1 protein-coding gene is annotated in these 504 nt (G+C 46.8%); it reads left to right on the top strand.

Features of this window, described 5'->3' with window-relative positions; translation table 11 throughout:
- Nucleotides 1-25: 25 nt before the first annotated feature.
- On the top strand, nt 26-504 hold a 479-nt coding region (locus tag R7Z77_RS28770), incomplete at its 3' end, for a S1 family peptidase (protein WP_318137487.1).

Here is a 504-nt window from a genome sequence, read left to right as displayed (position 1 = left end):
CGGGGCGGAGCTTGACGAGCAAGGCATTTCAACCGCGATTATTGGAGGCCAGCAAGCGTCTCAAAATCAGCTCCCCTTCTTTGCTCGGCTAATTTTACACAAAACGGGCGACCGACAATTCGCGAATATTTGTGGTGGTTCTATCGTTAATGATCGTTTCATATTAACGGCCGCCCACTGCGTAGAATCCTCGGTTTTTACTGACGGTTGGACAGCGAATGACCTCCGTGTTCTGGTAAAAAATCCAACCATGAACGATGTTTATGTCGAAGAGTTCAAAGACGTTCGCACTATTACGATTCATCCCAACTATGATCCTAATGACATATGGATTAATGACTTGGCGGTATTGGAGTTAACCCGACCAATTACCGATAACGTTCAGTCCATCACTCTGCCTAAAGATTTTGGCGATTACAGCGGCGAATCGGTTTATCAAATCTTTGGATTGGGACAAACGTCCACGGCCGATACCAGTGGCCCGAACTATTTACGATGGGCGGA

This window comes from Vibrio sp. 1401 (assembly GCF_033340295.1).
This window is presented reverse-complemented; position numbering and strand designations above follow the sequence as displayed.